At 43.7% G+C, this 7,033-nt stretch carries 5 protein-coding genes; 3 read left to right on the top strand and 2 right to left on the bottom strand.

All coding sequences use genetic code 11. From position 1 onward, the window contains the following. The coding region (locus AAC033_RS11590; RefSeq protein ID WP_339738240.1) for an ATP-binding protein at nt 1-1,764 on the top strand (1,764 nt) is incomplete at its 5' end. A gap of 191 nt (nt 1,765-1,955) precedes the next feature. Here the strand turns inward: AAC033_RS11590 and AAC033_RS11585 are convergent. Together AAC033_RS11585 and AAC033_RS11580 are read right to left on the bottom strand one after the other, a co-directional pair. Beyond that, entirely contained in the window at nt 1,956-4,046 is a 2,091-nt protein-coding gene (locus AAC033_RS11585; protein ID WP_339738237.1) for a S9 family peptidase, read from the bottom strand. A gap of 149 nt (nt 4,047-4,195) precedes the next feature. After that, nucleotides 4,196-4,879: a NigD-like protein gene (locus AAC033_RS11580; protein WP_339738235.1), complete on the bottom strand. Its 684-nt coding sequence runs from the start codon at nt 4,877-4,879 to the stop codon at nt 4,196-4,198. Nucleotides 4,880-5,085: 206 nt separating this feature from the next. Between AAC033_RS11580 and AAC033_RS11575 the strand changes: the two genes are divergently transcribed. Together AAC033_RS11575 and AAC033_RS11570 are read left to right on the top strand one after the other, a co-directional pair. After that, nucleotides 5,086-5,592 (top strand): thioredoxin domain-containing protein, encoded by a 507-nt coding sequence (locus tag AAC033_RS11575; RefSeq protein ID WP_339738233.1) that lies wholly within the window; start codon nt 5,086-5,088, stop codon nt 5,590-5,592. A gap of 136 nt (nt 5,593-5,728) precedes the next feature. Continuing rightward, nucleotides 5,729-7,030 carry an NAD(P)/FAD-dependent oxidoreductase gene (locus tag AAC033_RS11570; RefSeq protein WP_339738231.1) on the top strand — a complete coding sequence of 434 codons (1,302 nt, stop codon included), beginning with the start codon at nt 5,729-5,731 and terminating at the stop codon, nt 7,028-7,030. Nucleotides 7,031-7,033 lie beyond the last annotated feature (3 nt).

Here is a 7,033-nt window from a genome sequence, read left to right as displayed (position 1 = left end):
TATGCGAGGGATGAAAAATTAAACTCTAATTTTAGGAAGCTAATATTAACCCATTTGGAACAAAAACAGCAAATAAAGCCATCTCAGGAACGTATCCTCCAAACTGCATTGAATGCCGCTCAAACCGGCATCTGGCATTGGAACATTGACACCGACAAACTCATGGTTAATGAAGCCTGGGCTCAACTCATCGGATGCACCCCCGGAGAACTTTACCCTTTTAGTGCCAAACGTTGGTTTAAACGCTGCCATCCGGAAGACCGCGAAATTATTAAAGAGATCCTGAATAATGTTATACAAACAAACACCAAACACTTCTCATTCAGGACAAGACTAAAGCACAAAAACGGAGACTGGGTTTGGGCTCAGTTCAACGGTGGAATTACAGAACTCGATTCTTTCGGAAATCCAAGCATATTGAGTGGAACATCTACCGACATTTCTGAACTTTATCAATCAAAAACCAAGCTTCAATACCGCTACGAAATTGAAAAAATGGTTTCTGAAATCTCATCAGATTTTGTAGGCATTCAGCTTAGTGATTTAGATGACGTAATCAACCGCACACTCCGAAAAATTGGTCAATTTCTGGCAGTCGATCGTTGCTATGTATTTCAGTTCCGCGACCATAACTCGTTCATGGATAACACCCATGAATGGCATGCAACCAGCATCTGTCCCGAGATTACCAGACTACAAAACCTGCCCGTATCAATCTTCCCCTGGTGGATGAAAAAGCTGACCAAACTTGAGCACATCTACATAAGACGAGTGAAAGAACTACCAATTGATGCCGGGGCGGAAAAAGAAATTTTACGGAGCCAATCGATTACTTCGCTGTTGGTGGTTCCTATTCATTTCCAGAAAAACCTTCTTGGTTTTATGGGATTCGACTCAGTTCTTAAGGAAAAATCGTGGCTTGAAGCCGACATCCATCTCATGAATACAGTCGCCCACGCCATTGCAAGTGCACTGAATGCCAATATTCATCAGAAAGTATTGGTAAAAGCGAAAGAAAAAGCCGAGGAAAGTGACCACTTAAAATCCGCTTTTTTGGCAACAGTAAACCACGAGTTGCGTACACCGCTGCATCACATTCTTGGCTTTAGCGACCTGCTAAGGATGAACAAAATACCAACGGATGAAATCAGTAATTTTGCTGATAAAATATATCGAAGCGGAAAAAATTTACTGCAAATAATCGAAGATATTCTAAACTTGGCTCTGGCCGACGAGTCCTATGTCCAAATAAGAAAAGAATATCTAAAAGGCAGTGACATGTTTCTTCAGCATAAGACATTACTGGATGAAATGTTGAACTCATCGGAAAAAGGAAAGAACCTGAAACTACGGTACAACCCATCGCCTAATTTTATTAGCAATCATTTCATTGCGGACTCAATCAAAATTAACCAAATCATCATCAACCTGTTAAAAAATGCCATAAAATTCACTAAATCAGGCACCATCGAGTATCGGGCAGACATAGCTGACAACAGCCTCTCCATCCAAATTAAAGACAGTGGAATCGGAATTCCTCAACATCAGCAAGAATTGATTTTTGACTTTTTCAGGCAGATCGATGATTCAAGCACCCGGGTTTATAGTGGTATTGGTGTTGGACTGGCCATTTCAAAACGTATTACCAAAATATTGGGTGGCGAACTGACAGTTTGTTCCATTCCCAAAAAGGGAAGCACCTTCACGCTGAAAGTGCCGATAGAAATGGCGGCTAATCTTGAAAAGGAAACCCGGAAGATGTAGCATCATACAAAATCTCTCAAGAGGATTTCTAATTACGAAACCAACTTGGCTTAAAAAAAGTGAAAAGCGGTGGAATGCAATTATTTTCCAACGCTTTAATTGGACTTCGACTCCTTTCTTCAGGATGAAAATTCACCATGCATAGAAACTCAAAGATAGATCGTTCACCTTATCTTATTAAACTGACGCTACTATTTCAGCCATTTATCCAGCCACTGTTTAAAAACCCGCTGCCATACAATCCCATTTTGGGGCGAAGTAACCCAATGATTCTCTTCGGGAAAGTAAAGAAACTGAGCCGGAACATCGCGCAGAACAGCTGCATTAAACGCCCCCATTCCCTGCGTATACGGAATCCGGAAATCTTTTTCACCGTGAATAACCAGAATCGGAGTGTCCCACTTCTCAACAAACAAGTGTGGCGAAAAGCTGTATGATCGCTGCGCTGCCCGATTGTCCTTTTCCCAAAACGGACCGCCAATGTCCCAATTTTCAAACCACATTTCCTCAGTTGTAACATACATCTGGTCGAAATTAAAAATGCCACAGTGTGAAATAAACGCGCTAAAACGTCCTTCATGATGCCCCGCGAGGTAATTAACTGAAAAGCCCCCATAACTGGCACCAACAGCGCCCAGCCGCTCCCTGTCAACAAAGGGTTCTTTGGCCAGGGCATCAATCGCCGAAAAGTAATCCTGAATATTCAAGCCGCCATAATCCTTACTGATTTGCTCCAGCCATTCCATTCCGAAGCCCGGCAAGCCCCGGCGGTTTGGCGCAACAACAATGTAACCGTTAGCCGCCATCATCTGAAAATTCCAACGGATTGACCAAAACTGACTTACCGTTCCCTGCGGTCCGCCCTGACAGTACAGCAAGGTTGGATACTTCTTGTTCGGATCGAAATGTGGCGGATAAATCACCCACAGATGCATGTCTTTATCATCTACTGTTTTCACCCAGCGTTCTTCCACCTTACCCATCTCCAACTGATCAAGCAAGCCTTTATTGATTGTCGTCAGCGGTTCATCCTCGCCTGTTTCCGGGTTTACTAAATACAATTCGGCTGGCTGCGACATGGACACTTTTTGAGCCAACAATTTTCCATCGGCTGTTTCAATAGCCAACTGGTAATTGTGTATCCCATCGGTCAGGCGACTTATTTTTCCACTTTTCAAAATCAGGCTGTAAATTTCGTCGGTTGCATGAATATTGCTGATAAAATAGATCAGCTTTCCATCGCTTGACCAACTTAAATGGCTGGCATTCTGCTCCCAACCTTCAGAATAATTGGTCTTTTTGCCGGTCTTCAAATCCAGCACAAACAAACGGGTTTGGTCGGCTTCGTATCTATCGCGGGCCATGCTGGTCCAAGCCAGCTTTGTTCCATCGGGCGAAAAAAGCGGACTTTTATCGTATCCTTTGTTTTCTTCGGTGAGGTTGGTCGTTTGCCCGGACTCCAAATCGTACAAATACAAATCGGTATTGGTTGAAAGGGCATATTCTTTTCCGGTCAGTTTTTTGCATGAATAAACCAGTTGCTTTCCGTCCGGACTCCAAACAATTTCGTCCAATCCGCCAAATGGCTTATCCGGGCTATCGAATTTTTCACTTTCCAGAATGTCTTTCCCCGATGTTATTTCACCTTGTCCGTATTCGGTCACAAAGATGTGGTTGTAGGTGTAGTCATGCCATTTGTCCCAGTGGCGATACATCAAGTCATCTTCCAGGCGGGCATTGGCTTTTGGTAAATCCGGGAACAAATCGTGAATGTCGTCATCAAGCTTGACCGATTTGGTGTAGAAAATGTGTTTCTGATCAGGCGAATACTTGAAACCAGTAATTCCGCCTTCAACTTGAGATATTTTCACAGGATCGGATCCGTCCGCATTCATTTCCCAAAGCTGGGTTTCTCCGTCGGCAGCAAACAAATACCCGATTCTTTTCCCATCGGGACGCCATCGTGCACCCGACTCGTTGAGTGCTGTATTGGTGATTCGACTCACCTCGCCTCCTTTCGCAGGAACCGTGTACAACTCCCGGTACGGCTTATTCTCTTTAATGTCATAATACGTTACGCCAAACAAGACGGTTTGTCCATCGGGCGAAAGCTCCGTGTTTCCAAGCTGTCCAAACGACCATAAAACCTCAGGGGTCATGACATCAGATGTTAGCACAGGAGTTTCTGGGATATACGTTTTTCGTTCTTCTGCCATAGCGGTTGATTTTGTTCCGGCACCAATCAGTAAGGCCAGAACAGATAAGAAAAGTTGTTTTTTCATCGATTAATCTCATTTTTCAGGACCCGAAAAATACGATTTTGAAAAGGATAATAAAATGATCTTGTCGCGTAAAGTGCATATTTTAACAAAAACACCTGCCCCGAAACGGGACAGGTGCCATCATCTTAACCAATTGATGCAATCACCCATCAATAGCGATAAGTTCCATCATACTCAAAAACTTCACCATGGTAATCTTTTCCTGTTACGGTATACATCACCGAATCCTGCCCTTCAATTTGAAGCGAACTCAGGTCAAACGTAACAAAGGCCGACATGTGGTAGCTGGGATAATCATCGCGGTCGTTGTGCCGCAACTCCAGTTGAATTGGCTCATCATCGGCGGTCAGCTCACCAGGCTCCTTCACCAAATTCACATAGTGAATCCGGCTACTTCCCAAATACTGCAGTTCAAACGTCAGCATGTTATTAACAGTCCAAACATCTTCAACATGAATCGGATCATTGCCAATGCTATCTTCAGTTTCTTCGGTAATATCCAAAATACCTTTAAACAAGATATCTTTCACTGAATTAACACGCACGTAGTATTCCTCATACTCTTCATTTACCCGCTTCTCGTCAAGAATGGTGTAGTTGACAAGAACACGCGTACTGTCGTCGTCTTCATGCCAATGAATTGCACTGTTTACCGGAAAAAGCTCAGATCCATCATCCATCTTGATGGTGTAATCTGATCCGTTTTCCACATCAACAATACCGAATCCAACCCAGTATTTCCCTAAAGAATAATCGTCATCATCATTTAAATCACAGCTGAACAAACCTATGGCCAGCATTCCGATTAAACTAAATTTCAAAAGCGTCTTCATTTTTTTTCTCCTTTTTCAGTTTGAATTTACACACAATAGATACATAGTTAGGCTTTGGGGTTGCGTCAACCACAAAAAAAATTGCACCTGACAAAACAACTCGAATCCGAAAATGGCACAATCATTGATATTTAATTTTCTATATATTTGCATTTTTATATTTTTAAAATAATTCAATAACTGAAATTCAATAAAAAACAAATAGCATGAAAAAGTTCTTAGCAGTAATCGCATTGGCAGCTGTAACGACCGCTGGATGCGCAACCGGCAATGGAAAAACGAATGACGAGACCGCCGAAACACAAACTGCAAGTGTTTCGCAGGACGAAAAGCAAGGGGGAACAGTTCTAATTTCAAAAGACGAGTTTCTGAAAGAAGTCTGGAATTACCAGGAATCGCCCGAGGAATGGAAGTTTTTGGGAGACAAACCCGTTGTTATTGACTTCTATGCCGACTGGTGTGGCCCATGCCGGATCGCTTCACCCATTTTGGAAGAAGTATCGCATGAGTTTGCAGGCAAAATTGACGTTTATAAAATCGATACAGAGAAAGAACGTGAACTGGCTGGTGTATTCGGCGTTCAGAGCATTCCGGCCTTCCTGTACATACCCATGGATGGAAAACCAGTCATGATGGCAGGAATTGGACGCTCGGAAGAAGAAACGAAGAACATGTTTATTGAAAACATCAACAAGTATTTGTTGACCAAGTAAAAGAAACATGGAATGAATTTAAAAAGCAGCCTCTGGGTTGCTTTTTTTGTGCTTATCCAAATACCGGGACTTAAATTAAAAGCATATCAAAAAGTTAGTTGAAAACCTGTACTTTTGCCAGCCTAAGAAGAATCGAATGTCGAAAAAAGAACAGACAAGCAACTATGATGTGGTCATTATTGGAGCCGGCCCGGCTGGCTTAATCGCGGCGGGACGGGCAGCCGAACTGGGAGCTCGGGTTTTACTGGTGGAGAAAATGCGTTCGGCCGGACGCAAGTTACTCATCACCGGGAAAGGCCGCTGTAACATTTCCAATGACGCCCATCAATCCACTTATTTCAAGAATATTTTCCCAAACGGGAAATACTTGAAACCGGCATTTGGTGCTTTCTTTTCCAAAGAAATCATTCAACTGCTGGCTGGTGAAGGCGTGGAAACAACTGTTGAACGTGGTGGCCGGATTTTTCCCACGAGCAACAGTGCGCTCGAAGTACTCAACGCCCTGATGAGTTGGGTGAAAAAACGCAAAGTGGACATCATCTACTCTTCCAAAGTAGAAGAAATTCTTGCTGAAAAAGAAGCGATAACCGGAATTCGGCTGCAACGGAATGGACAACGCGAAGTCGTTTCCACAGCGGCAGTCATTCTTTGTACGGGCGGGAAATCCTATCCTGCAACCGGCTCCACCGGCGATGGCTATCTCCTGGCCGAACAGCTTGGCCATTCCATTCAACCCGCGCGACCGGCATTAGTTCCGCTGGTCACTTCGGGCAAGATGGCAGCCGAACTTCAGGGACTCAGCCTAAAAAATGTGAATACCAGCGTTTGGATCGGCAACAAAAAAGCACAGGAGGAATTTGGCGAGATGCTTTTTGCCCACTACGGTCTAACCGGCCCCATCATCCTGACCTTAAGCCGACTGGTTGTTGATGCCCTTAATCAGAAAAAGCACGTGCGCATCAGTATTGATCTGAAACCAGCGCTCGACGAAAACAAACTGGATGCTCGCCTGATTCGGGATTTGGATGCGAACGGGAAAAAACAAATTGAAAATATTTTTAAAGAATGGCTGCCGTCCAAACTCATCCCGGTCTTCCTGAACGAACTACAAATTGATGGAAAAAAACAAGGGCATCAAATGAATTCAAAGGAACGTCGAAAAGTGATGTTGCTGATGAAAAATCTGTCGTTTGATGTGATCGACTTCCGCGGCTTCAAAGAGGCCATCATTACCGCAGGAGGTGTAAGCACCAGCGAAATTGATGGCAAAACCATGCAGTCGAAACTGATTAAAAACCTTTATTTTGCAGGCGAAGTGATTGACCTCGACGCCAACACCGGAGGATACAACCTGCAAATTGCTTACTCCACGGCCTGGCTGGCGGCCAGTTCGTTGGCAAAGAATCTTAGCGAAACGGTAAAAACTTCAACCAACTAAATC

Origin of the sequence: uncultured Sunxiuqinia sp., assembly GCF_963974515.1 — a bacterium.
Taxonomy (GTDB): Bacteria; Bacteroidota; Bacteroidia; order Bacteroidales; family Prolixibacteraceae; genus Sunxiuqinia.
This window is presented reverse-complemented; position numbering and strand designations above follow the sequence as displayed.